Raw genomic sequence first — 26,894 nt, 5'->3', positions numbered from 1 at the left:
GGGCGGTTGCGCCGCCGACGAGGTGAGGCAGCCAGCATCGAGGGTTGACGCTGCGTCGGGGTCAAGCCCACCGGACGGGCCAGCGCGCCAGGCGGTCGCGCTCAGGGCCGATAGCGGTAGCCCATGCCCGGTTCGGTGATGAGGTGCCGGGGACGGGCGGGATCGTCTTCGAGCTTGCGCCGCAGCTGGGCCATGTACTGCCGCAGGTAGTTGGTCTCGTGCTGGTATTCGGGTCCCCACACGTCGTGCAGCAACTGCCGCTGGCTGATCAGCTTGCCGGGGTGGCGCAGCAGCTTGTCGAGCATGGCCCACTGGGTGGGGGTGAGCCGGACCTCGGCACCGTCGTCGCGGGTGACGGTCCGGTCGGCGAGGTTGACGGTGTGCCGGCCCACCCTGGGGGCGGCCGTCGCGGGCGCCGGAGCATCGGCCGCGGTAGCCGTGAGGCGGCGGGTGACCGCGCGGATGCGGGCGAGCAGCTCGTCCACCCCGAACGGCTTGGTGACGTAGTCGTCGGCGCCCGCGTCCAGCGCGGCGACCTTGTCCTCGCTGCCGGCCCGGCCGGACAGCACGATGATCGGCACGGCGGTCCAGCCGCGCAGCCCCCGGATGACGTCGGTGCCGTCCAGGTCGGGCAGGCCGAGGTCGAGCACCACCAGGTCCGGCGGGTGGCCGGCGGCGGCCTTCAACGCGGCCGCGCCGCTGTCCGCGACCTCCACGTCGTAGCCGCGGGCCCGCAGGTTGATCCGCAGGGCGCGCAGGATCTGCGGTTCGTCGTCCACGACGAGGATCCGGGTCATTCGGACGGCTCTTCCGAGGTGGCCGGCGTAGTGGCGGGTAGCCGCAGCACCATGGTGAGACCGCCGCCGGGGGTGGTCTCGGGGGTGATGCTGCCGCCCATCGCCTCGGCCAGGCCGCGGGACAGGGCGAGTCCGAGCCCCACCCCGGTCTGGTTGTCCCGGTCGCCGAGGCGCTGGAACGGCAGGAACACGTGCTCCCACTGGTCCTGCGGGATGCCCGGGCCGGTGTCGATCACCCGTAGCTCGACCTGGCCGGCGTGGGCGCTGGCGGTGATGGTGGGCGGCTGCCCGGGTGGGCTGTGCCGCAGCGCGTTGGCGACGATGTTGACAAGCACCCGCTCCAGCAGCCCCGGGTCGGCCTCGGCGGCCGGCAGGTCCGCCGGGATGTCGGTCGTGACGTCGGCCGCCATCGGACCCAGTTCGTCCAGCGCCCGCGGTACGGCGTCCTCCAGCCCGATCGACGTCGAGCTGACGCCCAGCACACCGGCCTGCAACCGGCTCATGTCGAGCAGGTTCGCCACCAGTCGGCCGAGCCGGTCCAGCGACTCGTCGGCGGTGGCCAGCAACTCCTCCCGGTCGTCGGCGTCGAACTCGACGTCGTGGCTGCGCAGGCTGCTCACCGCGGCCTTGGCCGAGGCCAGCGGCGTGCGCAGGTCGTGGCTGACGGCGGCGAGCAGCGCGGTGCGCATCCGGTCGGCGGCGGCGAGCGGGCGGGCGGTGGCCGCTTCCTCGGCGAGGCGCTCCTGGCGCAGCGCGACGGCGGCCTGGGCGGCGAACGCCTCGACGATGCGCCGGTCGGCGGCCTCCAGGCGACGGCCGGAGAGCACGACGGTCAGCCGGTCGTCGACCGGTACCGCTGTCTCCCCCGCGCTGGGGCTGCACGCCGGTGTCTCCCCCACGCTGGCCACGACCCGCCAGGCGCCTTCCTCGCGGGCTCGGCCGGGTCGCCCCTCCGCCTCGGCGGTCAACTCCAGCACGCTGACCGCACGCAGGCCGAAGGTCTCCCGGAGCCGGTCCAGCAGGGCCGGCAGCGGCCGTTGCCCGCGCAGCACCCCGCCGGCGACGACGGCGAGGGTCTGCGCGTCGGCGGAGGCACGGGCCGCCTCCCGGGTACGGCGGGCCGCCACGTCGACCACCCAACTGACCGCGAGGGCGACGGCGACGAAGACGCCGAGCGCGAGCAGGTTGTCCGCCTCGGCGATGGTCAGCGTCCGGTAGGGCGGGGTGAAGTACCAGTTGAGCAGCAGCGAGCCGCCGAGCGCGGCGACCAGCGCCGGCCACAGGCCGCCGACCAGCGCCACGCCGACCACACCGGCGAGGAAGAGCAGGATGTCGTTGGTCAGGGTGAGGTCGGGCAGCGTCCGCAGCAGCAGGGTGAGCAGCGGCATGCCGAACCCGGCGAGGGCGAAGCCGAGCAGTCGGCGGCGGCGCGAGAGCGCCGCCGGGACGCCGCGCGTCCGCCGGCCCCGACCCGCCTCCGGATGGGTGACCAGGTGCACGTCGATGGCGCCGGACAGGGCGGTGGTGGTCACGCCGACGCCGCGGGAGAACACCTGCGCCAGGCGTCCCCGTCGGCTGGCGCCGAGCACGAGTTGGGTCGCGTTGACGCCCTGGGCGAAGTCGAGCAACGCCTGCGGCACGTCGGTGCCGAGGACCTGGTGGTACGTGCCGCCGAGGCTCTCCGCCAGCACCCGCTGCCGGGCCAGTTGGGCCGGGTCGGCGCCGGCCAGGCCGTCGCTGCGGGCGACGTGGACGGCGAGCAGGTCGGCGCCCTTGCTGCGGGCGGCGATCCGGGCCGCCCGGCGGATCAGCGTCTCGCCCTCGGGGCCGCCGGTGAGCGCGACCACGACCCGTTCCCGGGCCTCCCAGGTGTCCGAGATGCCCTGCTGGGAGCGGTACGCGTCGAGCTGCTCGTCGACCTTGTCGGCGAGCCAGAGCAGCGCCAGTTCGCGCAGCGCGGTGAGGTTGCCGACCCGGAAGTAGTTGCCGAGCGCGGCGTCGATCTTGTCGGGGCGGTAGATGTTGCCGTGCGCCATCCGGCGGCGCAGCGCCTCCGGCGTCATGTCCACCAGCTCGACCTGCTCGGCGGCGCGGACCACCTCGTCGGGCACCGTCTCGCGCTGAGTGGTGCCGGTGATCTGCGCGACGACGTCGTTGATCGACTCCAGATGCTGGACGTTGACCGTGGTCAACACGCTGATCCCGGCGTCGAGCAGCTCCTGGACGTCCTGCCAGCGCTTGTCGTGCCGCGAGCCGGGGACGTTGGTGTGGGCCAGCTCATCGACCACCACCACCTCGGGCCGGCGCGCGAGGACGGCGTCGAGGTCCATCTCGGTGAATTCGGCGCCTCGGTAGGTGATCGTACGGCGGGGCAGCTGCTCCAGCTCACCGATCATCGCGGCGGTGTGCTTACGGCCGTGCGTCTCGACGAAACCGATCACCACGTCCGTGCCACGCTCGGCCCGCCGTTGGGCCTCCTCCAGCATGGCGTAGGTCTTGCCGACGCCGGGGGCGGCCCCCAGATAGATACGAAGCTCTCCTCGTGACACGCAGAAGATCCTCTCTGGTGTGGACGGTTCGGGCAGGGCCGACCCGGGGCCGGCCCTGCCCGACGTCGTGCGTCAGCGGGCGGGGAACTTCTCATCGAGCGCGAGGTTGAGTTCCAGCACGTTCACGCCGGGCTCGCCCATGAAGCCGAGCGACCGGCCGGTGGTGTGCTTCTCCACCAGGGCCCGGATCGCTGCGGGGTCCGCGCCGCGCTCGCGCGCGACCCGGGCCACCTGGATGTCGGCGTACGCCGGGGAGATGTGCGGGTCGAGGCCGCTGCCGCTGGCGGTGACCGCGTCGGCCGGCACGGCCGGCTCCGCCGGCGCGTCGCCCCGGACCGGGACGATCAGTCCGCCGGCGGCGACGTAGTCCTCGTCCGGCTTGGCCAGCCCGACCGGCACGCCCTGCCACGAGCTGACGAACGGCGTGGCCGGGGCGACCTGGTTGACGCTGACCACCCGGGTGATGCGGCCCGTGAGGCCGTCGGCGCGGAACACGGCCAGCACCGCGCCCACCCCGTCCTGAGTGCAGTAGGGCCGCCGCCCGTCCACGCCGTCCCGTTCACCGACCGCCTTGGATCGGGCGCAGACCTGGGTGAGCAGGCTCTCGGAGGCTGCCTCCGGGTCGGTCGAGAGGGTGTCGACGACGCTCTCCGGGCCGAGGTTGCTGGCCGAGGTGGAGGTGGGGTCGTAGCCGTCGCCGGCGGCGGAGGGGCGGGACTGGAAGTAGCGCGGGACGGGGTTGCCGTCCGCGTCGGTGAACGACTGCCCGATCAGCGAGCTGCCGACGGTCTTGCCGTTCACGGTGATCAGGGAGCCGTCCGCCTTGCCGGACAGGCCGGGTAGCTGCCCGGCTGCGACAAGGGCGAGTGGATAGGCCAGGCCGAGCAGCACGGTGAAGACGAGTACGGCGCGCAGGGCGGCCAGGTGTTGGGTGAGCCAACTGGGAAGTCGCATGTCAGATCCCGGGGACGAACTGGATGAGCAGGTCGATGAGTTTGATGCCGACGAACGGCACCACGATGCCACCGAGGCCGTAGAGCCACAGGTTGCGGCTGAGCAGCTTCGAGGCGCTGGCCGGGCGGTAGCGCACGCCGCGCAGGGCCAGCGGGATCAGCGCGATGATCACCAGGGCGTTGAAGATGACCGCCGACAGGATCGCCGATTCCGGGCTGGACAGGCGCATGATGTTCAGCGTGTCCAGGCTCGGGTAGATGCCGGCGAACATGGCCGGGATGATCGCGAAGTACTTGGCGATGTCGTTGGCGATCGAGAAGGTCGTCAGGGCCCCGCGGGTGATCAGGAGCTGCTTGCCGATCTCCACGATCTCGATCAGCTTGGTCGGGTCGGAGTCGAGGTCGACCATGTTGCCGGCCTCCTTCGCGGCCGACGTGCCGGTGTTCATGGCCACGCCGACGTCCGCCTGCGCGAGGGCGGGCGCGTCGTTGGTGCCGTCGCCGGTCATCGCGACCAGCCGGCCGCCCTCCTGCTCCTTCTTGATCAGGGCGAGCTTGTCCTCCGGCGTGGCCTCGGCGAGAAAGTCGTCCACGCCGGCCTCGTCGGCGATGGCCTTCGCGGTGCGCGGGTTGTCGCCGGTGATCATCACGGTGCGGATGCCCATCCGGCGCATCTCGTCGAACCGTTCCTTCATGCCGGCCTTGACCACGTCCTTGAGGTGGATCACGCCGAGGGCGCGGGCCGGTTCCCCGTCGACGTGCTCGGCGACGACGAGGGGCGTGCCGCCGATGCCGCTGATCTCGTCGACGATCTGCCCGACCTGCTCGGTGGGGTGGCCGCCGTTCTCGCGTACCCATTTCATCACGGCGGCGGCGGCGCCCTTGCGGACCCGGCGCGCCGCTCCCTCACCGACGTCGGTGGTGAGGTCGACGCCGCTCATCCGGGTCTGCGCGGTGAACGGCACGAACGTGGCGTGCGGGATGAGGCCGGGCTCGCGCTCGCGCAGCCCGTACTCGTTCTTGGCCAGCACCACCACCGAGCGTCCCTCGGGCGTCTCGTCGGCCAGGCTGGACAGCTGGGCGGCGTCGGCGACCTCGGCCGCGGTCCGGCCCTCGACCGGGACGAACTCGGCGGCCTGCCGGTTGCCCAGGGTGATCGTGCCGGTCTTGTCCAGCAGCAGCGTGTTGACGTCGCCGGCCGCCTCGACCGCCCGGCCGCTCATGGCCAGCACGTTGCGCTGCACGAGGCGGTCCATGCCGGCGATGCCGATCGCGGACAGCAGCGCGCCGATCGTGGTCGGAATGAGGCAGACCAGCAGCGACACCAGCACGACGCCGGTGACGCCGGCGTCGGTGATCGCCCCGGAGTCCGGCGCGGCGGCCTGGTAGCCCTTGGAGAAGATGGCGAGGGGTTGAAGGGTCACCACCGCGAGCAGGAAGATGATCGTCAAGGCGGCCAGCAGGATGTTGAGCGCGATCTCGTTCGGCGTCTTCTGCCGGTTGGCGCCCTCGACCAACGCGATCATCCGGTCGATGAAGCTCTCCCCCGGCTTCTGGGTGATCTTCACGACGATCCGGTCGGAGAGGACCTTCGTCCCCCCGGTGACCGCGCTGCGGTCGCCGCCGGACTCCCGGATGACCGGGGCGGACTCGCCGGTGATCGCCGACTCGTCGACGCTGGCGATGCCCTCGACGACGTCACCGTCGCCCGGGATGACGGTGCCGGCCTCGACCAGGACGACGTCGCCCTGCTTGAGTTCCGGCGCGGGGACGGCCTCGTCCCGGTAGGTGTTCGCGGCGGCGCCCGGCGTCCAGCCGACCAGCCGGGTCGCGACGGTGTCCTTCTTCGCCTGCCGCAGCGTGGCTGCCTGCGCCTTGCCCCGGCCCTCCGCGACCGCCTCGGCGAGGTTGGCGAAGAGCACCGTCAGCCAGAGCCAGATCGCGATGGCGATCGCGAACACCGACGGGTCGGCGACGGCGAGCACGGTGGTGAACAGCGCGCCGATCTCGACGATCAGCATCACCGGGTTGCGCCACAGCGTGCGCGGGTCGAGCTTGCGCAGCGCGTCGGGCAGGGACCGGAGTAGCTGCTCCGGGTCGAGCAGGCCGCCTCCGACCCGGTTGCCCTGGGTGGCGGGTGTGCCGGCGGTGGCCGCGTCGGCGGTGCCGTGCGGCGCCGGCGTGGACGTGGTCATGTCCTTCTCTCTCATGGTGGTCACAGCCCTTCGGCCAGCGGGCCGAGCGCGAGCGCGGGCAGGAAGGTGAGCGCGACGAGGACCACCGTGACGCCGACGACCATGCCGACGAACAGCGGCTTGTGGGTCGGCAGGGTGCCCTCGGACGCGGGGGTGGGATTCTGGCGGGCCAGCGAGCCGGCCAGCGCGAGCACGAAGATGATCGGCAGGAACCGGCCGAGCAGCATGCACAGGCCCAGCGCGGTGTTCCACCAGGGCGTGCTCACGGTGATGCCGGCGAACGCCGAGCCGTTGTTGTTGCTCGCCGAGGTGAACGCGTAGAGCACCTCGGACAGCCCGTGCGGGCCGACGTTGAGCGCGGTGGAGTTGTTACCGGTCGCGAAGGCCGCCGCTGTCCCGGCCAGCACCAGCGCGGGGGTGACCAGGAAGTACATCGAGGCGAACTTGATCTCCCTCGAACCGATCTTCTTGCCCAGGTACTCCGGCGTGCGACCGACCATCAGGCCGGCGACGAACACCGTGATCACCGCGAGGATCAGCAACCCGTACAGGCCGGCGCCGACGCCGCCGGGGGCGACCTCGCCGAGCATCATGTTGCCGAGCAGCATGCCGCCGCCCAGCGCGGTGTACGAGTCGTGGAACGAGTTGACCGCCCCGGTCGAGGTCAGCGTCGTCGCCGCGGCGAACGTCGCGGAGTTCGAGACGTCGAACCGGACCTCCTTGCCTTCGAGGGCCGCGCCGACCGCCTGCGGCACGGTGCCATGCCCGGCGAGTTCGAACACGTTGGTCAGGGCGACGCTGGCGACAGCCAGGATGCCCATCACGGCGGCGATCGCGTAACCCTGCCGGTTCTGGCCGACCATCCGGCCGAAGACCCGGGGCAGGCTGAACGGGATCAGCAGGATCAGGAAGATCTCGACCCAGTTGGTCCACGAGGTGGGGTTCTCGAACGGGTGGGCGCTGTTGACGTTGTAGAAGCCGCCGCCGTTGGTGCCCAGCTCCTTGATCACCTCCTGGCTGGCCACCGGCCCACCGGTGATCGTCTGGGTTCCCCCGGTCAGGGTGGTGACGTCGGTGCCGCCGGAGAGGTTCTGCACCGCGCCGCCGATCATCAGGACGAGGGCGCCCAGCACCGCGATCGGCAGCAGGATCCGCAGGACGATCCGGATCAGGTCGATCCAGAAGTTGCCCAGCTCGCCGGTACGACTGCGGGCGAAGCCCCGGACCAGCGCCACCGCGACGGCGATGCCGACCGCGGCGGAGACGAAGTTCTGCACCGCCAGGCCGGCCATCTGCACCAGGTGGCCCATGGTCGACTCACCCGAGTACCACTGCCAGTTCGTGTTCGTCACGAACGACACGGCCGTGTTCCAGGCGCCGTGCGGCACCACCGGATCCAAGCCCAGCGACAGCCACAGCTTGTCCTGCACCCGCTGCAACAGGTAGAGGAACAGGATCGAGATCGCGGAGAACGCCAGCACGCTGCGCGCGTACACGCCCCACGACTGCTCGGCGGCCGGGTTGACCCCGACCAGGCGGTACATGCCCCGCTCGACGCGGGACTGCTTGGTGCCCGACACCACCCGGAACATGTAGTCGCCGAACGGCTTGTAGACCGCGACGAGGGCCGCGACCAGGGACAGGGCGAAGACGACGCCCGCTGTTGTCATGGTCATCAGAACCGCTCCGGGAACAGCAGGGCGACCACCAGGAACACGGCCAGCCCGATCGCCAGCACCAAGCCGACGGCGTTGACGGCACTCACAGCTTCTCCACACCCCTCACCACGAGGGCGAGCGCTGCGAACAGCCCCACCGTCAACACCACGAACAGCACGTCAGACACCGCTGACTCCTCTAACCGGCAATGGAATCGTCACGACCGCCATCCGGTCGCGCCGGGCAATCAAAGCGCCTCGGACGTGCGGCGAACAGGGTCGTTAACGCAACCATGACGCCGCCCGGGCGATTCTTGACGCCCTTTTAACGCCCACACGCTGATCAGGTGAAACGGGTCACCAGCGGCGCGCGGCGGCACCGCCTGCGATACCGGCGGCGCGGGGCCGCGAACCAACCGACCTGGGAGTCCCAGGAGGGCAGGATCGGCGGCAGGTCCGACAGCAGCGTCGACGATCCGCGCGGCGCAGCGGCGCAGATCCTGTCGTCGGCCCGGTGACGTCCGTACTGGTCGGGGAGATCGCCCCAGCCGCGGTCGGGTCGGGGGCGGCTGCGGCACCGCGATTCGGCGGTCGGGCGGACGGTGCACAGGTGCGCCCAGTCCTCGCCCAGGTCGAACACGTAAGCGCAGGCCGTCTCTGCGGTGAGCGTCTCCAGGCGACTGGAGCGGCCGTCGCGGGTGCCGGGGAACGCCGGCCCGTCGCGCCAGGGCGACCAGCTCACATCGACGCTGTCGGGCAGGACGAACATGCGCAGGTGCGCCAGATCCCACCGGCCGAAGGCGACGTCGATCGCCTCGGCCAGTTGGGCGAAGGTGTGCCGGCGGTGGGCGGTGAAGACGCGGCCGGGCCGCGGCCACCAGTCCCGGCCACGCCCGGTGACCAGCTCCACGCAGATGGACAAGGAACCGTCCGAGGTGGCGGCGCACGTCGACTCGGGGCTGGCCGGGCCACCGCAATCCATCGTGCCCAGGCGGGCGCCCGCGAGGTCACGCCCCGCGAGAGTTACCGAACGGGGTGTCTGGCGGTGAGCCCACCGCGTCGGGTCCGCAGGTGAACGGTCGCGGCCCCACCCCTCCGGCGAGGCTCATTTTCGGTCGACCCCGGTATGGAGCGCATGAATCGGTAGCCGCTGCCGAGAGCGCCGGCGAAGCCGATCACCACGGCGTACGACCAGGCGTCGGCGGTGGCGGTCAGGTCGCCGAACTGGTTGGCCAGGAATCCGACGTACGTGGCCATCCCGAGCGCGGTGACGACGGCCACCGCGCGCAGGTCCGCCACCACCGACGCGAAGACCCCGGCCGCGACGGCCATGACGAGCATCCGCCCTGGCGCCTCGGTCGGCGGGCACACCGCCGCCGACAGCAGGGCCGCGGCGATCATCGCCGCCCATCCTGCCGCGACACTGATACCAGTCGGTGTCGGTTGGCGGCCGGCCGGGGCCGACGGATCCGGATCGACAGTCACCACGCGCCTCCTGCGAGGGTGAGGGATCGCATCTCGATCCCTCGACGCCATGTCACCCCCGGCGGCCGGCCACCGTCGACAGTTTTCACGCACCCGCTACGGCCACGACCCGATTTTTGACACGGCCGTGACGGCGAACGCTCCGCCGCAGGGGCCGGTCCGATTTCGGCTGATCCGGCTGCGGTGTGAAGACGGCGTAGAAATTGGTCAGCACCACGCCGGACGACACGTCTTCGTGATCATCCCGGAGGTGGACCCGGCCCGGCGGTTGGAGTGTCCTGAGATGCCCCGTCGGCGCGGAGGGACGCGAGTCAACCGCCCACATGGATGCCGGGACGACGGGCGGGGTCCGGTTCGACCTTGCGGATGATCTCCCGCACCACCGGCGGTGTGTCACCCCGGCCCAGCAGGAGATACCGCAGCAGATGCGCGATCGGGTTGCCCTCGGACCACTCGAAGTACGCGTGCGGGCGCAGGCCGGTGGCGTCGCGCAGGGCCAACAGGATCGCCGCGACGGCGTTCGGGGCGGCCGGACTCTGCGCCCGCAACACCCGGTAGCCGTCGACCTCGACGCCACGCACACGCAGCACGTCACTGAACTCCGACGGGTCGATGACCTCGATCTCCAGGAACACCACGTCCGCGGCGCCCGGCACCGGATTCATGCCCCGCTGCGCGCGTTCCTTCGCCCCGTACTCGGCACCGGTCCCGGCGTCCGGGCGGTGCGCGACGATGTCCAACCGGCCGTCGAACTCGATCGAGTCGGTGACGAACCGGCGGGCCGGCTCGTCGAACTCGATCCGCTCCGCCCGCAGCTCCGTGGTACGCGACACCCGCGAGACCAGGGACACGGTGATGATCCCGGCGATGAACAGGCCGGAGATGGCGATCCCCTCCGGCTTCTCGATCACGTTGGCGACCAGCGCGTACACCAGCACCAGCGTCAGCGCCGCGAACCCGGCGGTGGCGCGGCGCTGCCGGCCGCGCAGCGCGGAGATGGTCACCGCGACCGCGCCGGACACCATCATCGCCAGGATCCCGGTGGCGTACGCGCCGGCCTGGGCGTTGACGTCGGCGCGGAACGCCACCGTGATCGCGACGCTGATCAGCGTGTAGACGATCACCACCGGCCGGACCGCCCGACCCCACTCCGGCGCTGGTCATGCGGGACCACCCCCACGAGCGGGGGTGCTCCCGTACGGGGGCGGATTCCGGCTACACCCCGCCGGCACCGACGGCCGGCGGTGCCACCAGGCGCACGATCGACGGCTTGATGGTCGCCGCGCGTCACCGGTCATTCTGGGCGCTGGCCGTAGCATTCGCGATCTGCGGGGCGACCACCAACGGTCTGATCGGCATCCACTTCATCCCGTCCGCCCATGACCACGGAATGGCCACCACCACCGCCGCAGGCCTACTGGCCGTCGTCGGCGTATTCGACATCGTCGGGACTGTGGTCTCCGGGTGGCTTAGCGACCACTTCGATCCCCGCAAGCTGCTGGTCGCCTACTACGCGTTCCGAGGCGCAGGCCTGCTGATGCTGCCTTGGCTGCTGACCGAAAGCGTCCACCCGAGCATGATTCTCTTCATCGTGGTCTACGGTCTCGACTGGGTGGCCACCGTGCCTCCTACCGCAGCCCTGTGCCAGAAGATCTTCGGCGAGCGGGACGGCACCATCGTCTTCGGCTGGGTGTTCGCCTCCCACCAGCTGGGTGCCGCCGCTGCGGCCCTCGGCGCCGGCGTCATCCGAGACTTCTTCGGCACGTACACCTACGCTTGGTGGGCAGGAGCGGTGTTATGCGTCATAGCCGCCGCCCTATCCCTCATCACCACCCACACCGCCCCGGCTACTCGCCGGCCGCGCTCGCGGACCGGTGTTCCTCGCCGACCGCAAGCCGGCCCGGCCCGTGTCCACCGTCGACCGACGCGGAGCACGCCGCACTCGGCCGGCTGGCCGGACGACTGCCGCTCGCGCTGGGCTGACCCGCCCGGCCGTGAGCCGGGCCGGCGACCACGACGCCGGTCCCGGTCACGACCGCGGGCTCGTCGGGACACCGCCCCCGGGGATCACGGCGCGATGCTGAAGGTGGCGACCACCCCGTTGTGGTCGGAATTGGTGCCGCCCACGATGGCATAGTCGGTCATCCACATCTCGCGGTATTCCTCGACACGCTTCCAGAAGTAGATGTAGTCGATGTGCCGGTCGCCGTGCGTCCCGGTCCCCTTCTCGCCGTAGAGGTTGTAGCAGGACCGCAGGTTGGGCAGTTCGTTGACCTCGAAGACCTGCCACGGGAACTTCGCGTACCCGTAGGCGCGGTCGGCGCTGAAGTCGACGTTGAGGTCACCGCTGACGATGACCTGGCCGGCGTCCTTCTTGCTGGCCGCCAGGTCCTTGAGGGCCTGGAACTGCTGCTCGGCGCAGCGGGTACGCGGCAGGTCCTCGGGCCGCCCGCCGCTCTCGATGCTGGCGTTGGCGTGCGCGTTGAGGTGGAAGACGCTGCGCCCGGTCGGCTTGTGCCGGTAGCGGACCCAGTTGTTGTACCGGGCCGGTGGCACCTCGCCCGGTCCGTTGGTGTCGCACACGAAGTTCGACCCCTTGTCGAGCACGTCGAACATGCTCTTGCGGGCCAGCAGCGCCTCGTTGGCCGCCTGGGTCGGCTCGGGCGCGTACAGCCACCAGCCGTTCGCGGCGGCCCAGTCCTGCAGGAACGCCCGGCGGTTGCCCACCTCGTTGAGGCCGACCAGGTCCGCCCGGGACGTGATCAGTTGCAGGTCCTGGGTGAACTGGGCCTGGTTGAGCTCGTAGAGGATGTTCAGCGTCGCCGCCCTGAAGGTGGCGTTCGCGGCGGCGGCGGGAGCCGCCGGCACCAGGCTCACCAGCAGCACTGCCGTGCCGACGAGGGCGCCCGCGCTGCGTGCCGACCACCGTCTTCTGTGTTGCATGGGGCAATCCCTTCCCGAGGGGTGCGGACCGGCCCGTCGCGGCTCGGATGGGGGATCGCCGCCGGCCGGGCAGCTCGGCTACCGCAGCTGCACATTAGCACCACATTGACCAAACTGAATGGCGATTGTTGACAGCCGGGCGGTGCTAACGGCACGCTCGGCCGTGCCACCGACGCCACCCGCCGCACCGCTGTCGCGCCGAGGAGACCCATGCGTCCACGAGGGACCCGACGCCCGTTCCTGGCCGCCGTCTTGGCGGCGGTGGTCGCGGTAGGCGTCGCCGCCGCGCCCGCTGCGGCCGCCACCCCGCAACCGGTGTACGCGCCGGCCGGCGGGATCGCCGATCCCGGAGTGGTCAGACAGGGCGACGCCTTCGTCGTGTTCGCCACCGGCGGCCGGGCCCCGGCGTACCGGGCTGACACCGCGTCGGGGCCGTGGACCGACCTGGGCGCGGTGCTCGGTTCGGTGCCCGACTGGGCCGAGAGCGGCGCGGTGTGGGCACCGGACGCGGTCCATACCGCCACCGGGTGGGTGCTCTACTACTCGGCGCCGGCCAAGGGCAAGGACGGGCAGCGGTGCATCGGCGCCGCCACCGCCGACACCGCCACCGGGTCGTACACCCCGGTCGGCGCCGCGCCCCTGATCTGCCCGGGTGGCGCGCACGACGCCGACGACGCGGTGCCCGGACGGCCGGTCGCCGCCGCCGGCGTGATCGACCCGTCGCCCTTCGAGGACGCCGACGGCCACCGGTTCGTGCTCTACAAGACGCAGCAGACACCCTCGTCGATCCGGATGCTGCGGGTCGACGACACCGGCACCCGCGGGGTCGGCACCGACAGCCGCGAACTGGTCCGCAGCGACGGGATCATCGAGAACCCGGTGCTGCGCCAACGCGGCTCCACATTCGTGCTGTTCGCCTCCCGGTACGGCTACCAGAACTGCAGCTACGCCACCGTCTATCTCACCTCCACCGACCGGTGGGACTTCCACGGCAGGACGGAGCGCCCGCTGCTCACCACCGGCGGCACCGGGATCTGCGGCCCGGGCGGCGCCGACCTCGTCCCCGCGTTGGTCGACGACGAGCAGCGGATCTTCCTGCACGGCTGGATCTGCGCCGGCACCGCGCCGTGCCGACAGCAGGCCGACGGCTCGCTGCCCAGCACCGCCCGCCGCGCGCTGTACGCCGCGATTTTCCGCTGGGACGGCGTGACGCCGCGCGTCGGCGCGTTCCTGTGACAGCCCGGCTCGACACCACGCGGGGCACCTTCCGGTGCGCGGACGACGCGACACCGCGCGTCGGCGCGTTCCGCTGACGGCCCGGCCCGACGCCGCACGTCGGCACCTCGCGCTGATCGGGCCGCCGGGGCCGCCCCCTTGACGGCCGCCGGCGACCCGACCGGTGTCACTCGTCGCCCGGCCGGCCCGACCGGCGGCCCGGACGGGCAACCACGATCGCGGCGAGGCTGAGCGCGGCAGTACCCAGTTGCAGCAGGCCGCTGAGCAGGTCGACCAGGTGGGTGAGGGGGACGGCGTCCATACTGGCCTCCGGGGTCGGTCCGCGCCGTCCGCATGGTGCGGAGGCGTCCCCCCGGGCCGGTGGCATCCACCAGCGCCACTGCCGATTATGGCAGCACCCGCCCAGCGCCGGAACCCCGCTACGAATGACCGCGATGCGTGCTGACCAGCAGGCCAGCGAGCGCGGTGCCAGCTTCACCGTGGGTTGCGGGCCATGGCCGGACACCAGGCCGGGGGCCTGTGCCAGCTGGTGGGTGGCGTCGGTGAGGTAGGCCGTCGGCCGCTTCAGGTCGATCCCGGTCGAGACGGTCGCGATGTCGACGTCGGCGCCTACAGGCGTGGACAGTTGCCTCAGCAGATCCTCGGCGGCGAGGCCGTTGATGGTCATGCCGCTGACGTGGTGGTCGTCGCCGAGCGCTGCGAATGATGTCGGGCCGGTGGCGACAGCCACCCAGGAGACCGTGACGTCGGCAGGTGGGGCGTGGTCGGCTCTGCGACGGGCCGCTCGTAGAGGACCGCGGCCCGCGTCGCTTAGTCGTCTGGGGGCGAATCGCCATCATCCGCGCTGTCGGCGTCCGCCTCCGCCAGGACCAGGGCGCCGATAGGCGCTGACTGCGGAAGCGCTGCGCCGGTCGGAGAAGCGGAGAGCACCGAGAAACCGGGGAGAACCGGTCTTGCCGAGGCGGGGATCGAGCAGCACCCGCCATTGTGGGCGAAGCTGTGCCGCCACCGATGCGCGTCCACATCCGGCACCCCAGCTGCATTGCCCAGCCGTTTGAGGAGGATCTTGATGCCGTTCGGGGTCAAGGCCGCGCTGCCTCGTTCCGCCAGCCACAGGTTCGGCAGACAGGCGCCCCTGTGCTTACCCCGGGCCCGCAGGTAGCGGCTGAGTGCCCGGGCGGTCTTGGGTCCGAACCATACCCCTCGCGGAGGAACCCGGCCCAGGTCCCGGGACGGTCCCGAGGCGAGCTTCTGAAGATCCAGTAGTGGCATGACAACCTGCCCGATTCAAGGAGTCCAACAGTGGCGTGCTAGACCAGGCCTTCATGCCGAGCAACAAAAAGAGGGCTTCCGCAGGTCGCTGACCTGTGGAAACCCTCTCGCTGTCGGGACGGCCGGATTCGAACCGACGACCCCTTGACCGTGAGTAACCGCGAGCAGAACCCGAGCCCCCGAAGGGCGCCACCGACACCGCCGCAAACTGGCCGGCGACGAAGCCACGCCGCGCGATCAGACGATCCCTCTTCTAGATCGTCGGCCTCTTCTTCATTGGGCTGGCGAACCCCCTCGCGGGTTGGTCGCGATCTCCGCTTCCTGCCGAACTTCTCGCTGCGCTGCAGGCAGATGGCATGCTCACCGCCCTGTTTGCAGTCAGACACATCGATGGTTTTAATCGGACGAGATGGCCGATCATCGAGGAGGAACCCGGATGACCTTTCGACCGTGGCGCGCGTTGCTCACCGCGGCAGGTGCGGCGCTGATGGCGCTCACCGCCGCGCTGGCCGCACCGCCGAGCGCCGGCGCCTGGAGCTACGGAGTCAACCGGGTCCAGACCGCCGCGGAGGACAGCCACGCCCAGACCGGGATGGGTCCGGGCTGGGTGATGTTGACCTACAAGGCCAACGGGCCGATGGTCGGTTATCTCTTCGCCCAGGACTTCGTCTTCGCCGACGGCACCGTCAAGACGAGTTTCGACCACATGGACATCCGAGACACCGGGGACAGCGCCGCGGGCAACACCGAGGGCATCACGCGGTGGCCGTGGGGCTACGCCTCGGGCAGCTTCGGTGGATGCGCCTACGCCTACGGCACCAGCAAGTTCGCGATCGAGCGCACCGGCTTCATGAGCACCTCCTGCGCGGGCGGCCCGACGGTCGTGGGTTCCAGCAACGCCGACGGCTCGCCGGACTCGCTGCGCTGGTGGCACTCCGAGCAGGTGTTCTGCACCGCCTCCAGCACCGATCCGCTGTGCAGCCCCTACGGGGTGTGGAGCGAGAACAAGGGTGGCGGGCTGAAGGTTACCGTCAGCACGACCGCTTGCACCGTGTACGGCAACATCGGCGCGGCAGCCGCGTACGGGTCCGGCGCAGCGGCCCCCACGCACTACGTGGGTACGGTGCCGGCCGGCCAGCAGATCGACGTCCGTTACGTGACCAAGAGCCGCGCATACGTCATGGCCAAGTGGCACGGTCAACGTCTCGCCGGCGGCATCGCCTGGGGGTTCTTCCCGCGTGGCTGCCTGAGCTGACGTCCACGTGCCCGGCAGCGGCCCGGTCCGCGGATCCAGCCCCTCGTCGGCAGATGGATGGCGAGGCGGCGGATCGGAAGGCGGATGCCGTGCCGACCGTCGTGACCGTCGCGGTGACCTGCCGGCCGTGAATAGCCGACGCGGCTCAGTGGAGTCTCAGGAATAGAGACGTGCGGACATCCCCACGGCGGTCACAACGACCACAAGGCTCGTTCCCGGACTTCGGGGTGGACCTCTCGTCGGTGTCGGGCCTGACGTCACCGAATCGCGACGTCGGCGGCATGACCGTCAGGCTCATCGACGTCGGAGAGGATCCTGACCGCTACCCGCGCCGATTCTGAGCCCGCGCGGGCGACCGGTGCCGGCCGTCAGCCGGCACCGGTCGTTGCGCATCAGCAGAACCAGCCGTTGTACGTCCACCCGTAGAGGCCGCGCTCCATGAAGACCCCCCACGCGTGGTTGCCGCTGTCCGCGAAGTGGTCGATGTTCAGGTGCGTGCCGCGGCCCATCGAGTAGTCGCCGCCGGACGTGTGCAGGGTCAGGCTGTTGGCGCACACCGTGTGGACGCCGGTGAGGTTCGCCCAGGCAGCCGAGGCGGGTTGTACATCGGCGACCATGACCGTCACCAGTGTGGCGGCCAGAGACGCGGCCGCGACGCCCCCGCGACGCAACAGTTTCGCTCGTAGATGACTCACATTGCCTCCAGGTGGCTGATTGATTGCGTTTCCGCTGATCAGCGTTCCAGCAACGCCTGAACGCTCACCTGAACATCTGACTGAACATCGGTGCATGACTATTGTGATGAAGGCGTCGCCCACAGTGATCGAGTGACCAGTGTCGAACGGACGCGGAGAGGGAGTCTTGGAGATCAGAATCCTGGGTCCGTTCGAGGTACGCGTGGCCGGGTCACTCGTGTCGGTGCCACGACGGCAGGCACGGTTGCTCGTGGCCCTGCTGGCCACCCATGCCAACGAGGTGGTGTCGGTCGGTCGGATCACTGAGGTGCTCTGGGAGGGGGAACCGCCGGTCACCTTCGAGAACCAGATCCAGGTGCACATCCGCACGCTGCGGAGACTGGCCCTCGACGGGGCGGCCGGTGATGCGCTGGAGACGCGCGCCAACCTCGGATACCGGCTATGCACCCCACCGGTGGTGGTCGACCTCGTGTCCTGGCGGCGACAGGTCGAAGCGGCCGACCGGACGGCCGCCGCGGGCCGCCTGACCGAGGCCGCCGCGGCCTATCGGCGCGCGTTGGAGTGCTGGCGGGGGCCCGCGCTCGACGGCCTGCGGGGACGGTTCGCCGCCGAGCAGGCCGCAGTGCTGGAGGAGAGCCGACTGGCTGTCCTGCTGCGCCGGCTGGACCTCGAACTGCGACTCGGTCGGTACGCGGATCTGGTCGCGGAAGTGACCGCGCTGGTGCAGGCCCACCCGCCGCACGAAGGGCTGCGGTGCCGGCTCATGACCGCGCTCTACGGCGCCGGTCGTGCAGCCGAGGCACTGGCGGCATACCGCGCCGGGTTACGGCTACTCGCCGACGAGCACGGCGTGGATCCCGGCGAATCGCTCGACCGTACCCACGCGGAGATCCTGGCCGGTGTCCCGGTCACGCAGGTCGTCGCTGGCCTCGTCAGGATCACCGTCCCGCCCGCCGGGCCGGCGTCGACGCCAGCCATCACGGTGCCCCGGCAACTACCGGCCGGCGCTTCGGCGTTCACCGGACGTTCCGTCGAGCTCGAACTGCTCGAGAGGTTCGCGCTCGACGAGCGCGTCGACGACGTCGCCCCGGCCGCCGTCGTGGCCATCGTCGGCATGGCGGGTGTCGGCAAGACGGCGCTGGCGGTCCGGTTCGGCCAGCGGGTCGCCGACCGCTTCCCGGACGGACAGCTCTTCCTGGACCTGCGGGGCCACGATCCGGGTACCGCTATGCCCGTGGCCGAGGCACTGGCCCGCTGCCTGCGCGCGCTCGGGGTGCAACCGGCGGCGATCCCGGCCGATCCGGACGAGGCAGCCGCGACGTACCGGTCCTTGATCGCCGGTCGCCGCGTGCTCGTGGTCCTGGACAATGCGGTCGACGCCGACCAGGTCCGCCCCCTGCTGCCCTGTACCGCCACCTGCCTCGCGGTGGTGACCAGTCGCCACCGTCTGTCCTCGCTCGTCGCCCGCGATGGGGCACGGAGAGTCGAGGTCGGACCGCTCGCCGCTGGCGAGGCACTGTCACTGCTGCGCCACATCGGCGGCGATCACCGGACACTGGCCGAGCCCCAGGCCGCGGCCAAGCTCGTCGAGCTGACCGCCGGTCTACCGCTGGCGCTGCGGATCGTGGCGGAGAAGGTGGCCGCCCTGCCCGGGGCAGGCCTGGCCGACCTCGTTGACTCACTGGCCGACCCGCACCGCCGGTTGGACGCACTGGCCACGGTCGACGGGGATCCGACCACGGCGGTGCGGACCGCCTTCTCGTGGTCGTACCGGTCTCTGCCTGCCGACGCGGCGATCACGTACCGGACGCTCGGCCTGCACGCGGGGCCCGACTTCGGGCTTCCCGCGGCTGCGGAGTTGGTCGGCAGGTCTGTGTCCGAGACCCGCCGGCAACTGGAGTTGCTGGCCGCCGCGCACCTCGTCGTCCAGGAGACTTCCGGCGAGCGGTACCGGCTGCATGACCTGCTGCGCTGCTACGCCGCCGACCTCGCCCGGATCGGCGAGCCCGCCGAGTACCGGGCTGCCGCAGTTCGCCGGGTCCTGCGCTGGTACTGCCACACGACCGCGGCCGCCGACCGCGTCCTGCTACCCCGCAAGCTGCACCCGCCAGCGAACCCGGCGGACGGCCGGGAAGACCCGGGTGACGGCCCGCAGTGGTCCATCCTGGACGGGGCGGACCAGGACCGGGCGATGCACTGGTGTGAGACCGAGCACGCGAACCTCGTCGCGGCCGTGCACCAAGCCCATGATCTCGGCGAGGACGACATCGCCTGGCGACTGGCCGCATCGTTGTGGGGCTACTTCTACCTTCGTAAGCCGTGGACAGACTGGATCACCACCTATCGAGTGGCGCTCGGTTCGGCTCGGCGGTCCGCCGACGGGTACGGTCAGGCCTGGCTGCTCAATGGCCTCGGGGTGGCCCACTGGGATCTGCACCGCTTTGCCGAGGCAGTTGATTTCCACCGCGAGGCACTCAGGCACTGGCGGGCGATCGGCAATCGCTGGGGCGAGGCCACGACGCTGAACAACCTCGGCGCTGCCCAAGCCGGGCTGCGGTGCTTCGGCGAGGCCGGCGACACGTTCCAGCAGGCGCTGGCCGTACGACGGGCCCTCGGCGATCGACATGGTATCGCGCAAACCCTGTCCAATCTCGGCCATTTCGACATTGAACTGGGCCGGTTCCGCGACGCCGTCCGCTGCTGCGAGGAGGCGGTAACGATCTTCGACGAGGTTGATCGGCCGTTCGGTAAGGCCGCCGCCCTGCACAATCTGGCTGCCGCCGCGCAGGGCCTCGGCCGCCTCGACGACAGCGTCCGGGCCTGCCGCGAGGCCCTCCGGCTACGACGGCACCTGGGCGATCGACAGGGCGTGGGCGACACGCTGTTCTTGCTTGGCAAGTCCCTGGCCGATGCCGGCCAGTACGCCGAGGCGGACGAGTGCTGGCAGGACGCGCTCTCCGTGCTCGACAAGCTGGAGGATCCCCGTACCGCCGAGGTCCGTGCCCACATCTCGCATCACGGACGCCCAACAGCTGCGGGCCCGCAGCGCAGACGATGTTGATCGGGCACGGCAGCGCCCGGGGCGTGGCGTGTCGGTGGTCGATAGAGAGCGAGGTTTCGGTAGCGAGTTCGTCGACCAAGAAGAACCCATCGACGCCGGCGTAGCCCAAGAACACCCCGACCTGGCTGTTCTCGACCCGGCCGGCCGTGCCGGTGTACTGCCGCTGCACCCCGACCGTGTGCATACCGAGGGGCTCATCGAACCGGTTCGCACCGAGCAGGTCGGCAAATTCCCCGCTAGCACGGTCTACCGGCTGGCTCCAGAGGGCCACGCGGCACTGGACCGGTTGCGGGAGTACGGCCTGGGCCCGGGTTGCGGAGGCCGGGTCGACCAGCGGCCCGGCGACGAGCGCCACGTCGGCGTGTGCACCTCCCGTATCGGGGACGCCAAGGAGCCAGGCCTGGTGTGCGGGAAGCAGAAAGGCTACCTCCCGTCTCCGAGAAATGGCCTTTGACCTGCGCGGGTGATCCTGCACGCTGACGCGTACGACGAATCGGGCGCCCAGGGGCACGGCCGGATTCTCACGGGCTGGATCGCATCGCCGCGTGGGCGAGGCGGGTGAGGCCAGCTCGTATCCGTTGTTCGCCGAGTTCCGGCAGGAGTGCGGCTACGTGTTCGGCGGCCAGGGCGGCGAGCAGCGCGTGGGCGGTGTGTTCGGGGTCGGGTGTGGGGCCGAGCAAGATTGACATGTGGCGGTGCCAGAACCGGTAGGCGCCGATCCGGTACCGGGCACCGGGTGTCGAGGTCTCTGACATTCGGATCAGGGCCAGGTGTTCCAGCAGGTAATCGAGGTAGGCCTCGATGAATGCGGTCAGGCGTTCCTCGGCCGGTGCGCCGGGGCCGAGGGGTGGCGGCCCGTGCAGGATCGTCTCCTGCAGCACGGACTCCCGGGAGTCCAGCAGCGCCGCGGCCAGCCCGGACTTGTCGCCGAAGCGGCGGAACAAGGTGCCCTTGCCGACACCGGCGGCTGCCGCCACCTGGTCCATGGATACCGCTTCGACGCCGTGTTGGGCGAACAACCTGCCCGCGGCCTCCAGCACGGCGGCGCGGTTGCGTGCCGCGTCCGCGCGCTCCTTGGCTGGCGGGGTGCGCAGGAGTTCCAGGGGTGTTGCAGAAACGGACTGCGGTCCGCTATCGTGGTGAGGCACAACCGGACTATAGTCCATATCTCTCGGAAGGTAGCGACATGACCGCACTCATCACCCGCGACGAGCTGAAGACAGCGATCGAGGCCGGCTCTGTGACTGTGCTGGACACGCTGGGCGGCGAGTACTACGCCAAGCAGCATCTGCCCGGCGCCATCGAACTGGTCCTGGCCGACGTGGAAGCCGAGGCGTCCACCCTGCTTCCCGACCGCAGCGCCGCAGTCGTCACCTACTGCTCCAACCCGGCCTGCCCCAATAGCGGACAGGTGGCCGACCGCCTCACCGCTCTCGGTTACACAAACGTGCGGAAGTACCGCGAGGGCATCCAGGATTGGGTGGAGGCCGGGCTCCCCACGGAGTCCGCCTGAGCTCTGCCGAGGGAGGAGCAAACGTCGAGCGCATGCTCTCCCTCGGCAGTCACGCACACGCGCATCCGTCGGGCGCACGAAGCCCGTCAGGCATTCAGGGGGCACGAACAGCACGGATGGCGAGCCCGCCCCGCCGCGGTTCCGCCGCGCCCTCGTCATCGAGAAAGGTGGCGACCTCGCCCTACGTCCACTGGGAGACCCCGACCGCCCGGCCGCTGGCCGGGGGTGTTGCTCGCCGACAGGCGCACCCGCCGCCGGGCCCACACCGGCACTGGGAGACATCTGCCCGGACACCGGCGGGGCCGGCTTTCCTATCCGCGCGCCGAGTACCTGTTCAAGCAGGCATCCAAGCTCCACGACCCGCACGGCGTCGGGTACACCCTCCACCAGCTGCGCCACTCCAGGCTGACCTGCCTCGCGACCAGAGGCCGCAGCGCCGCCGAACTACAAGCCAAATCCCGCCACCGGCACCTCGCCACCCTCGGCAGCCACATCCGGCTCGGCGAGGAAACCTCCGCCCGCATCACCGCCGAGAACGACGAGCACCACCGGCGGCACCGCCGCTGACCTCGCCTCCCACCTACCGGGACCACGAGAAACGACGAAGTAGCGCCCCCTGCAACCCGCTCCCGTGAGGCAGCCGCCCAGGTACGGTCCTAGATCAACTCCCTGGTATTGCTCCTGGTCTGGAAACTACGGATGGACCAGATCGGCTGGGCAGGGCTCATCGTCGGCCGTCGGGTCGGTGCACGGTGAGCTCGCCGTACGCCTTGAGTCGCGCGGCGAGGTCGCCCGGCGCGTTGCGCAGCGTGGCGTCCAGGAAGGCGGCCGTGGTGGCGATGGTCATGCGCAGCGCGCCGGTGCGACTCTGGGTGCCCACGAGCGAGGGGACCGGCGGTAGGAAGAGTGGCGCGTCGGTGAACGTCAAGTGCGCCGATCCAGGAACGACGAGCAGGTAGCCAGTCGAGGTGCCGAGGTTCAGCACGTGTGTCAATTGGGGAAGGTAGGTGGGGTTCACCGCCGGGTCGACCGGGTGGGCGAGCGCCAGTACGGGCTGGTGGAACGGCTGCGGGTGAGGATCGTGGGGGGCGCCGTCGATGTCGATGACGGCTGCGAACCGGGCATCGTGCCGGGCGGCCAGCAGGGCGGCGGCTCCGCCGGCGGAGTGGCCGGTCACCGCGGCCCGGTCGGTGTCGAGGCGGTCGGTGAACGGCCCCCTGATCTCGCCGCGGTTGAGGCGGCCCAGTTGGGTCAGCACGAAGCGCAGGTCGGCGGCGCGGATTGCCGTCCAATCGTCCACGTTCCGTCGGTCCACGGCGTCGTCGCCGGTGGCACCGGCCCGGGTACGGACGGTCGTGCCGTCGGCGAGGACGACAGCGGCGGAGTCGAACGGATGGTCGACGCCCACGACGACATAGCCCCGGCTGGCCAGTTCCTCGGCCCACGCGGTGTTCTGGGTGCGCACACCGCCGAGCCCTGGCGAGAACAGCACGATGGGGAACCGCCCGCCGGTGTCGGCCACGGCCGCTTCGGGCACCGACCAGGTCCGGCCCTCCGCGGCACCGTCGAGCAGGAAGCCGGGTGCGCCGAGATAATCCGCCAGGGCACCGAACACGACGTGCGCCTCGTGCGCGGTGCGACCGCCGTACCGGGCCCGCTCAGCGCCCACGGCGCTCGGGCGCGCCGGATACCATAGCTGCACCACGACGGTGCGGCGGTCGTCTGGCGCGGGTGTGGCGCTCTCCGGGCGGTCCGGGTCGGTCCACTGCAGCACCGTGGTGCCGACCGCGAGCTGCCCCGACGGTCGCGGGAAAACCGGCACGGGCAGCGCCCACGCCGCAGCTGGCCCGGTGGCGATGAGCCCCAGACACACCACCGTCCCCGGTAGCGCCAGCCACGAGCGAGCCCGCCACGCCGGCCGCCCGTCGCGCCCTCGCACCAGCGCGGGCACGGCGAGCGACAGCATCACGGCCGCACACACAAGAACCGGCACCAGTTGCCACCGCACCCCGACGACGACGAGCACCACGGTGGACGCCGCCACCACCGCCCCAGCACCGATCGTGGTCGGGCGGCGGCCAGCGGGCGGCAGCCAACGGGCAAGCACCAGCCCGACAGCACCGAGCACCGCGATGATTTCTGGCAGCGACATTCCGAGGCCCTGGATCGATTCGGTCACCCCGCAACCTTCGGCCCAACGGCCCAGCGGCCACATCCGTCTCAGGTCACCGGTCCGCGTACGACTCAGGTCGCACCCGACCGGGGACCGTAGTTCAGAGGTCGCACCTGAGCCCGGCTCGGCTGGGCCCCGAGGGCTGTCTCACTGGACATGTGTTCAAGGGATCTTGGTAGCGGCATGTGGCGCGTCGGCCGTCGCTACGAGTTGTCTGACGTCGAGTGGGCGGCACGGTCGCCGTATCCGCTGCCGGCGGTTACTGGTGGTCAACCTCGGGCCGATGACCGACGGGTGCCAACAGGATCGTGAGGAGGATGCGGGGCCCGGCGCGGCGTGACGGACGTGCGGCCCGGTCGACCGGAACATCACGGAACGCCATACCGGCAGTTCAGCCGCCTCATATCAGACTCGGGAGTGACCGTGTCCACCCAACCTCCAGTGACGACCTCGCGTTTGAGCGCCCTCGCGCTGCCGTTGATCTGCGTGGCGCAGCTCATGGCGACGCTGGACGTCACGATCGTCAACCTGGCCCTGCCGGCCGTGCAGACCGAATTCACCTTGTCCAACGCGTCGCTCGCCTGGGTCATCGACGCCTACACGCTCACCTACGGCGGGCTGCTGCTGCTCGGTGGCCGCGCCGGTGACCTCTTCGGGCACCGGCGGACTCTGGTCGTCGGGGTGCTGCTGTTCACTGCGTCGTCCCTGCTCGGCGGCCTGGCGCAGGACGAGTCGGTGCTGCTGGCGGCGCGCGCGGTCCAGGGCCTCGGCGCCGCCCTCGCGACGCCGACGACGCTGTCGTTGATAACCACGCTCCATCCGCCCGGGCCGCGTCGGAACAAGGCGATGATCGCGTACGGTGCGATGGCGGGACTCGGCATCACGCTCGGGCTCGTCCTTGGCGGCATCCTCACGGAGGCGGCGTCGTGGCGTTGGGTGTTCCTGGTCAACGTGCCGATCGGCCTGCTTCTCGCCGTCGCCGCACCGAGGGTGCTGCCCGACACCGTGGGACGCCGGCGGCGGCTCGACCTCCTCGGCGCTCTGTCGGGCACCGCCGCCTTGACCTCGCTGGTGTACGGAGTGATCCGGGCCGGTGGCGAAGGCTGGGACGACCGCGCCGCGCACGCCGCGCTCGTGCTGTCAGTCCTGCTGTTCGGCGTGTTCGTGAAGGTCGAGCGAGCAGTCGCAGAGCCGATGCTCCCGCTGAGCCTGCTACGACACCGCACACGCCTCGGCGCCTACCTGATCGCCATGCTGCTCTTCGCCTGCCTCTACCCTTCCTTCTTCTTCCTCACCCGCGCGCTGCAGGACGTCTTCGCGCGACGGCCCATGGAAACCGGACTCCAATTCCTCCCCATTGGGGTGGGCGTGCTCATCTTCGCCGTGGCCACTCGCCGTTTCGTGCCGGTCTACGGCGCGCGCCGGATGGTGATCGGCGGCACGGCAGCCGCCACGCTCGCCGCGCTGTGGCTCGCCCAGCTGGATGCGGGCGACGCCTATGTGACCATGCTGCTGCCCTGTCTCGTCGGGCTGGGCGCCGGGGTGGGCACGACCTTCGTGGCCAACGCCGCTGCCGCGATGACCGACGTGCCCGAACACGAGACGGGCATCGCGTCAGGGCTGCTGAGCACGTTCCAGGCAGTGGGCGGCACGGTCGGAGTCGCGGTGCTGGCGTCCGTGGCGGCCACGGTCACCGAGGACCAGGTCGCTGATGCCACAGCCCTGGGCCTTCCCTCTACGGCAGTCGTTCAGGATGCGGTGATGTCGGGCTTCGCCCGTGGGTTCGTACTGGCAGCCGTGCTCGCCGGGCTCGCCTGCGCCGTCGCGATCTACACCTCTCCCGGACGCTCGACAGGTCTCCGCGGCCCGACACCTCGGCGACAGGCCGTCGCGGTGCTCGACGACGACCGAGGTTAGGTCAACGCCGCTGGCAGGACGAGGAGTGCGAACCGGATCACTCGCCCGGCCAGGCATGCGGCGGCGAACTCGCGGTGTCGGAGGCCCGCGGTGCCGGCGGCGAGGCTGACGACGACCAGCGGTGGGACCCCGACCGTGGCGGAGGCGAGCACCGTCGGTAGGGCGGTGCGTCGGCGGGAGAGCCAGCGCTGCATCCGCCCGGCCCAACGGGCGCTCCCGGCCGCCGCGCGACCTGACCGGCTCCGATGTGCGAGTTTCTGGGCGAGCCGCCCGCTTCCGCGACGCGCGGCGTCGAACAGGAGTAGCTTGCCGGCGGTCTGCCCGAGCGCCAGGGCGAGGACGGCGACCAGGGCGTGGCTGCCACGGTGTCCGGCGACGACGGCGTAGGCCTCGGCGTTGACGACCGGGACGAGGGCCGAGGCGAGACCGTACCCGAGCGCCAGCACCGCCTCGACGAGGACGCTCATGACCGGCCGTCCCGGTCGAGCAGCCGGACCATCGCCGCGGCCGACCACAGTTTGACCGCGACGAGGGCGACGGCGACAGCCAGCGCGAGTCCGTACTGCCCGAACGCGACAGCGCCGATGACCCCGGCGGTGTTTGCGGCCTTCGCCAGGGGTGACCAGTTCACCGCCCACACCCGCCGGTCGATCAGGTAGAAGTAGTTGGGGCTGAGCACGGGCCAGCACAGGAACGCCAGCGACAGCATGGTGTCCAGCACCAGGAAGGAGAGCAGAAACACCACGGCCACGACCGCGACGTCGGGCACGAGCGAGACCAGACCCGCGCCGAGCACGGCGGTGCAGGCGCGGTCGCTCACAATGTCCAGGACCGCCCCCGCCCGGGTCTCCTGTCCGAGCCTGCGTGCGGCCCAACCGTCGAGCACGTCACCGAACCAGTAGATGCCGTACGCCACCGACAGCAGGACGGCGGAGCCGGCGACGACGGCGGCGACACCGACGGCGACAGAGATGACCGTGCGGATGGCCGTGATGTAGTTGGGAACCGTACGGAGCGGGCCGACGGTGACAGCGGTGCGGGGCTCAACAAGCGTCACCTCCGCAGCGTCGTACGGTGGCGTTCCGGACGGAACGTGCCGCGGTGCCGATCTGGTCGCGGGAGCGGCACCGGGGTGCCGGCCGGTCTGGTACCGGGGTACCTGGTCGGATTCGGGCCGGATCGTCGAAACTATG

At 70.9% G+C, this 26,894-nt stretch carries 22 protein-coding genes and 2 pseudogenes; 7 read left to right on the top strand and 17 right to left on the bottom strand.

Translation table 11 applies throughout. The features are described from left to right. Window positions 1-101: 101 nt before the first annotated feature. From ACZ6O5_RS27810 to ACZ6O5_RS27770, 9 genes and pseudogenes are all read right to left on the bottom strand, one after another. Entirely contained in the window at window positions 102-797 is a 696-nt protein-coding gene (locus tag ACZ6O5_RS27810; protein ID WP_465980761.1) for a response regulator, read from the bottom strand. Beyond that, a complete protein-coding gene (locus tag ACZ6O5_RS27805; RefSeq protein WP_465980759.1) occupies window positions 794-3,346 on the bottom strand; it encodes a sensor histidine kinase in 2,553 nt (850 codons plus the stop codon). The genes ACZ6O5_RS27810 and ACZ6O5_RS27805 overlap by 4 nt, the downstream gene beginning before the upstream one ends. A 72-nt stretch (window positions 3,347-3,418) precedes the next feature. Then, window positions 3,419-4,300 (bottom strand): potassium-transporting ATPase subunit C, encoded by an 882-nt coding sequence (locus ACZ6O5_RS27800; RefSeq protein WP_465980757.1) that lies wholly within the window; start codon window positions 4,298-4,300, stop codon window positions 3,419-3,421. Window position 4,301: 1 nt separating this feature from the next. After that, complete coding sequence (gene kdpB, locus ACZ6O5_RS27795; protein ID WP_465980755.1) at window positions 4,302-6,494, bottom strand: potassium-transporting ATPase subunit KdpB; 2,193 nt, start codon at window positions 6,492-6,494, stop codon at window positions 4,302-4,304. 20 nt (window positions 6,495-6,514) lie between these two features. Then, window positions 6,515-8,170: a potassium-transporting ATPase subunit KdpA gene (gene kdpA, locus ACZ6O5_RS27790; RefSeq protein WP_465980753.1), complete on the bottom strand. Its 1,656-nt coding sequence runs from the start codon at window positions 8,168-8,170 to the stop codon at window positions 6,515-6,517. Further along, a complete protein-coding gene (kdpF, locus tag ACZ6O5_RS27785; protein WP_074475088.1) occupies window positions 8,170-8,259 on the bottom strand; it encodes a K(+)-transporting ATPase subunit F in 90 nt (29 codons plus the stop codon). The genes kdpA and kdpF overlap by 1 nt, the downstream gene beginning before the upstream one ends. Window positions 8,260-8,494: 235 nt before the next feature. Next, a complete protein-coding gene (locus ACZ6O5_RS27780; RefSeq protein WP_465980751.1) occupies window positions 8,495-9,073 on the bottom strand; it encodes a plasmid pRiA4b ORF-3 family protein in 579 nt (192 codons plus the stop codon). Between the two features lie 101 nt (window positions 9,074-9,174). Beyond that, window positions 9,175-9,552, bottom strand: a complete 378-nt coding sequence (locus ACZ6O5_RS27775) for a hypothetical protein (protein WP_465980749.1) — start codon at window positions 9,550-9,552, stop codon at window positions 9,175-9,177. Window positions 9,553-9,947: 395 nt separating this feature from the next. Next, a pseudogene (locus ACZ6O5_RS27770) lies at window positions 9,948-10,793 on the bottom strand (amino acid transporter); the annotation flags it as partial. 5 nt (window positions 10,794-10,798) lie between these two features. On the opposite strand from ACZ6O5_RS27770, the gene ACZ6O5_RS27765 reads away from it, so the two are divergent. Beyond that, entirely contained in the window at window positions 10,799-11,773 is a 975-nt protein-coding gene (locus tag ACZ6O5_RS27765; protein ID WP_465980747.1) for an MFS transporter, read from the top strand. Here ACZ6O5_RS27765 and ACZ6O5_RS27760 read toward each other — a convergent pair. After that, on the bottom strand, window positions 11,704-12,579 hold the full coding sequence (locus tag ACZ6O5_RS27760; protein WP_465980745.1) for an endonuclease/exonuclease/phosphatase family protein: 876 nt from the start codon (window positions 12,577-12,579) through the stop codon (window positions 11,704-11,706). The genes ACZ6O5_RS27765 and ACZ6O5_RS27760 overlap by 70 nt on opposite strands. A gap of 210 nt (window positions 12,580-12,789) precedes the next feature. On the opposite strand from ACZ6O5_RS27760, the gene ACZ6O5_RS27755 reads away from it, so the two are divergent. Further along, window positions 12,790-13,815 (top strand): family 43 glycosylhydrolase, encoded by a 1,026-nt coding sequence (locus tag ACZ6O5_RS27755; RefSeq protein ID WP_465980743.1) that lies wholly within the window; start codon window positions 12,790-12,792, stop codon window positions 13,813-13,815. Between the two features lie 166 nt (window positions 13,816-13,981). Here ACZ6O5_RS27755 and ACZ6O5_RS27750 read toward each other — a convergent pair whose 3' ends face one another. Then, window positions 13,982-14,545: a hypothetical protein gene (locus ACZ6O5_RS27750; RefSeq protein WP_465980741.1), complete on the bottom strand. Its 564-nt coding sequence runs from the start codon at window positions 14,543-14,545 to the stop codon at window positions 13,982-13,984. Window positions 14,546-15,523: 978 nt separating this feature from the next. Here ACZ6O5_RS27750 and ACZ6O5_RS27745 point away from each other — a divergent pair. Beyond that, window positions 15,524-16,342, top strand: coding sequence for a hypothetical protein (locus tag ACZ6O5_RS27745; RefSeq protein ID WP_465980739.1), 819 nt, complete (start codon window positions 15,524-15,526; stop codon window positions 16,340-16,342). Window positions 16,343-16,734: 392 nt separating this feature from the next. Here the strand turns inward: ACZ6O5_RS27745 and ACZ6O5_RS27740 are convergent, their stop codons facing one another. Then, the gene (locus ACZ6O5_RS27740) at window positions 16,735-16,959 is read right to left on the bottom strand and encodes a hypothetical protein (protein WP_465980737.1); all 225 of its coding nucleotides are present in this window, start codon (window positions 16,957-16,959) and stop codon (window positions 16,735-16,737) included. Between the two features lie 244 nt (window positions 16,960-17,203). Between ACZ6O5_RS27740 and ACZ6O5_RS27735 the strand changes: the two genes are divergently transcribed. Further along, window positions 17,204-20,098, top strand: coding sequence for an AfsR/SARP family transcriptional regulator (locus ACZ6O5_RS27735; protein WP_465980735.1), 2,895 nt, complete (start codon window positions 17,204-17,206; stop codon window positions 20,096-20,098). 70 nt (window positions 20,099-20,168) lie between these two features. Here ACZ6O5_RS27735 and ACZ6O5_RS27730 read toward each other — a convergent pair. Together ACZ6O5_RS27730 and ACZ6O5_RS27725 are read right to left on the bottom strand one after the other, a co-directional pair. Further along, window positions 20,169-20,285, bottom strand: a pseudogene (locus ACZ6O5_RS27730) (transposase); the annotation flags it as partial. A 334-nt stretch (window positions 20,286-20,619) separates the two neighbouring features. Beyond that, window positions 20,620-21,246, bottom strand: coding sequence for a TetR/AcrR family transcriptional regulator (locus ACZ6O5_RS27725; protein WP_465980733.1), 627 nt, complete (start codon window positions 21,244-21,246; stop codon window positions 20,620-20,622). 38 nt (window positions 21,247-21,284) lie between these two features. Between ACZ6O5_RS27725 and ACZ6O5_RS27720 the strand changes: the two genes are divergently transcribed. Both ACZ6O5_RS27720 and ACZ6O5_RS27715 read left to right on the top strand, forming a co-directional pair. Continuing rightward, window positions 21,285-21,611, top strand: a complete 327-nt coding sequence (locus ACZ6O5_RS27720; RefSeq protein WP_465980731.1) for a rhodanese-like domain-containing protein — start codon at window positions 21,285-21,287, stop codon at window positions 21,609-21,611. Between the two features lie 225 nt (window positions 21,612-21,836). Then, a complete protein-coding gene (locus ACZ6O5_RS27715) occupies window positions 21,837-22,178 on the top strand; it encodes a hypothetical protein (protein ID WP_465980729.1) in 342 nt (113 codons plus the stop codon). Window positions 22,179-22,335: 157 nt separating this feature from the next. Here ACZ6O5_RS27715 and ACZ6O5_RS27710 read toward each other — a convergent pair whose 3' ends face one another. After that, on the bottom strand, window positions 22,336-23,790 hold the full coding sequence (locus tag ACZ6O5_RS27710; protein ID WP_465980727.1) for an alpha/beta hydrolase family protein: 1,455 nt from the start codon (window positions 23,788-23,790) through the stop codon (window positions 22,336-22,338). A 435-nt stretch (window positions 23,791-24,225) separates the two neighbouring features. Here ACZ6O5_RS27710 and ACZ6O5_RS27705 point away from each other — a divergent pair, with 435 nt between their 5' ends. Then, window positions 24,226-25,701, top strand: a complete 1,476-nt coding sequence (locus ACZ6O5_RS27705; protein WP_465980725.1) for an MFS transporter — start codon at window positions 24,226-24,228, stop codon at window positions 25,699-25,701. Here ACZ6O5_RS27705 and ACZ6O5_RS27700 read toward each other — a convergent pair. Further along, entirely contained in the window at window positions 25,698-26,168 is a 471-nt protein-coding gene (locus ACZ6O5_RS27700; RefSeq protein ID WP_465980723.1) for a VTT domain-containing protein, read from the bottom strand. The genes ACZ6O5_RS27705 and ACZ6O5_RS27700 overlap by 4 nt on opposite strands. After that, window positions 26,165-26,758: a CDP-alcohol phosphatidyltransferase family protein gene (locus tag ACZ6O5_RS27695; RefSeq protein ID WP_465980721.1), complete on the bottom strand. Its 594-nt coding sequence runs from the start codon at window positions 26,756-26,758 to the stop codon at window positions 26,165-26,167. Before ACZ6O5_RS27695 ends, ACZ6O5_RS27700 begins: the two co-directional genes overlap by 4 nt. Window positions 26,759-26,894 lie beyond the last annotated feature (136 nt).

The organism is Micromonospora sp. NPDC049201 (assembly GCF_055586805.1).
The sequence above is the reverse complement of the archived record's forward strand: the minus strand, read 5'-3'. Positions and strand labels throughout refer to the sequence as shown.

What these genes read in the sequence shown, in the direction of transcription:
- kdpB (WP_465980755.1), bottom strand. Translation starts at nt 6,494, where the DNA reads ATGACCACGTCCACGCCGGCGCCGCACGGCACCGCCGACGCGGCCACC.
- ACZ6O5_RS27765 (WP_465980747.1), top strand. Translation starts at nt 10,799, where the DNA reads ATGCGGGACCACCCCCACGAGCGGGGGTGCTCCCGTACGGGGGCGGAT.
- ACZ6O5_RS27720 (WP_465980731.1), top strand. Translation starts at nt 21,285, where the DNA reads ATGACCGCACTCATCACCCGCGACGAGCTGAAGACAGCGATCGAGGCC.
- ACZ6O5_RS27800 (WP_465980757.1), bottom strand. Translation starts at nt 4,300, where the DNA reads ATGCGACTTCCCAGTTGGCTCACCCAACACCTGGCCGCCCTGCGCGCC.
- ACZ6O5_RS27740 (WP_465980737.1), bottom strand. Translation starts at nt 16,959, where the DNA reads ATGGTCGCCGATGTACAACCCGCCTCGGCTGCCTGGGCGAACCTCACC.
- ACZ6O5_RS27775 (WP_465980749.1), bottom strand. Translation starts at nt 9,552, where the DNA reads ATGATCGCCGCGGCCCTGCTGTCGGCGGCGGTGTGCCCGCCGACCGAG.
- kdpA (WP_465980753.1), bottom strand. Translation starts at nt 8,170, where the DNA reads ATGACCATGACAACAGCGGGCGTCGTCTTCGCCCTGTCCCTGGTCGCG.
- ACZ6O5_RS27700 (WP_465980723.1), bottom strand. Translation starts at nt 26,168, where the DNA reads ATGAGCGTCCTCGTCGAGGCGGTGCTGGCGCTCGGGTACGGTCTCGCC.
- ACZ6O5_RS27745 (WP_465980739.1), top strand. Translation starts at nt 15,524, where the DNA reads ATGACCTTTCGACCGTGGCGCGCGTTGCTCACCGCGGCAGGTGCGGCG.
- ACZ6O5_RS27755 (WP_465980743.1), top strand. Translation starts at nt 12,790, where the DNA reads ATGCGTCCACGAGGGACCCGACGCCCGTTCCTGGCCGCCGTCTTGGCG.
- ACZ6O5_RS27760 (WP_465980745.1), bottom strand. Translation starts at nt 12,579, where the DNA reads ATGCAACACAGAAGACGGTGGTCGGCACGCAGCGCGGGCGCCCTCGTC.
- ACZ6O5_RS27810 (WP_465980761.1), bottom strand. Translation starts at nt 797, where the DNA reads ATGACCCGGATCCTCGTCGTGGACGACGAACCGCAGATCCTGCGCGCC.